The sequence below is a fragment of the Homoserinimonas sp. genome (genome assembly GCF_056262345.1).
In genome coordinates this window covers 1-2,328 of sequence record NZ_JBACFR010000037.1, presented here as the reverse complement: position 1 = coordinate 2,328, position 2,328 = coordinate 1, and the positions used below count along the sequence as shown (strand labels likewise).

Genomic DNA, 2,328 nt, shown 5'->3' with positions numbered 1-2,328 from the left:
CGGCTGATTCCGTCATGACGCTCGAACCGCGTATACCGGCAGTCGAAGACAAGCTTCACGGGCTAGGAATCGCCGAGAAAGTCGGCGATCGCACGGGCCGCCTCGGCGGGCTTCTCATAGTGGATAAGGAGGCCGACGTTCTCAAGGACCACGAGCGAGGCGGTGGGTATTGCCGCAGAAAGGGCGCGGTTGGCCGAAAGCGGAGTGATGTCGTCCCTGTCGGCCGCAATAAGCAGAGTGGGCACGGAGATGCCGTTAGCGAATTCACCGACGCTGCGCGTGACCGACGCCTCGAAGCCCTCGAGGATGCTGCGCTTGGAGGCAAACCGGCTGAAATAGCTGTGGTGCTGGCTGTGGACCCACGCGCGCAGCGCCTTGTTCTTGGTTTTGACCAGGGCGATGCTCATCCCTCGCACGATTAGCCAGGAGCCGAGAAAGGCTCTGGCCGCGCGTTCTGGCAAGAAGCGTGCCGAGCGGTAGAACCCCACGGTGAGGGCAGTCGCAAACGGCCGAGGGCCTTTGAGCCCAGAAATTGCGATGGGGTTCACGAGAATCAGCCGGGGAGTCTTGAGGCCCCTGGACACGGCCGCGGCCGTGATGATTGATCCGAAGGAGTGTCCGAGGATGACCGCCGTGCCCTCAACTCCAAGCACGGTAACGAACTCCTGCAACCAGCGGACGTAGCCGTCGATGTCGTGGGGCCCGTCGAGTTCGTCTGATTCCCCGAAGCCGGGCAGATCGGGGGCGATGAATCGCACGTCGGGCAACTGGGCAACGATCGGTTCTAGCCCGTGGTGCTCGCCACGGTAGCCGTGGACGAGCACGACCGTGACGGCAGCATCGTCCGGCCCGTAGGTCCAGTAGCGGGTTCGTCGACCGAGCACGCTGATCTCAGCATCGCTCTGCTGGGTGCGCGCGAGCTGGTCGGCATAGGGAGAGACGGTATTCATCGGACTCAGTCTAGGCAAAGCGCGCTGGGTGCATTCGCGCGCGATTATCACGATGGAGTTAGCTTGTGCGTCAGCGGTTTCACACCTTACCGAGCAGACAGCGACTTAGACTCGCTGCGAGGGACCATGCAGTTCCCGAAAGGAGCCACATGAACTTCACCGCACCCATCCAGTTGCCTGGGCTGACCCTCGACCCCCTGTGGTACCGCCGATCGGTCTTCTACCAGGTGATGGTGCGCTCCTTCGTGGACAGTAACGGAGACGGGACAGGCGACCTCGCTGGGCTCATCTCGCGACTCGACTATTTGCAGTGGCTCGGAGTCGACGCGCTGTGGATTCCGCCGTTCTTCACGTCACCTTTGCGCGATGGCGGCTACGACGTCGGGGACTACCGCTCGATCCTGCCGGAGTTCGGCACGCTCGATGAGTTCAAAGAGCTGGTTACCAAGGCCCACGAACGCAATATGCGCGTCGTCATCGATCTCCCCCTCAACCACACCTCGGATGCGCACGAGTGGTTCCAGCAGTCGCGGAGCGACCCAGAGGGCCCGTTTGGCGACTTCTACGTGTGGAGCGACACGGATAAGAAGTACGAGAACATCCGCATCATCTTCACCGACACCGAGGAGTCGAACTGGGCGTTCGATTCCGAGCGTCGGCAGTTCTACTTTCACCGGTTCTTCTCCCACCAACCAGACCTCAACTACGACAACCCGGCAGTGCACGACGCGATCTTCGAGGTCGTGCGGTTCTGGCTCGAACTTGGTGTCGATGGATTCCGGCTCGATGCCATTCCCTATCTCTACGAATCCGATGAGGGCAACGGCGAAGGCGAGCCGCCGACGCACGAGTTCATCAAGAGGCTCCGCGCCATGGTCGATCGAGAGTTCCCCGGTCGAGTGATGATCGCCGAGGCGAACCAGTGGCCCCGCGAGGTCGCCGCATTCTTCGGAACAGAGGACGAGCCAGAATGCCACATGGCGTTCGACTTTCCCGTTATGCCTCGCATCTTCTATTCACTTCGTTCGCAGCAGGCGGGCGAACTGGTCCAGGTTCTCAGCGAGACGACCGACATTCCCGCCGGCGCAGGCTGGGGTGTGTTCTTGCGAAACCACGATGAGCTCACGCTCGAAATGGTTTCGGAGGAATACCGCCAGGCCATGTACGGCTGGTATGCCTACGACCCACGGATGCGAGTCAATGTGGGCATCCGTCGCAGGCTCGCGCCCCTGCTCGATAACTCGCGCGATGAGCTTGAGCTCGCTCACGCCCTGCTCTTTTCGCTCCCCGGGAGCCCCTTCATCTATTACGGGGACGAGATAGGCATGGGCGACAACATCTGGTTGCCAGACCGGGATGCGTCCCGCACGCCGATGCA

Annotated in this window: 2 protein-coding genes; one reads left to right on the top strand and one right to left on the bottom strand. The window is 61.7% G+C overall.

What is annotated here, in order from left to right; genetic code table 11:
- Positions 1-62: 62 nt before the first annotated feature.
- Entirely contained in the window at positions 63-950 is an 888-nt protein-coding gene (locus tag AC062T_RS01710) for an alpha/beta fold hydrolase (RefSeq protein ID WP_476026807.1), read from the bottom strand.
- Between the two features lie 149 nt (positions 951-1,099).
- Here AC062T_RS01710 and treS point away from each other — a divergent pair.
- The coding region (gene treS / locus AC062T_RS01705; protein ID WP_476026805.1) for a maltose alpha-D-glucosyltransferase at positions 1,100-2,328 on the top strand (1,229 nt) is incomplete at its 3' end.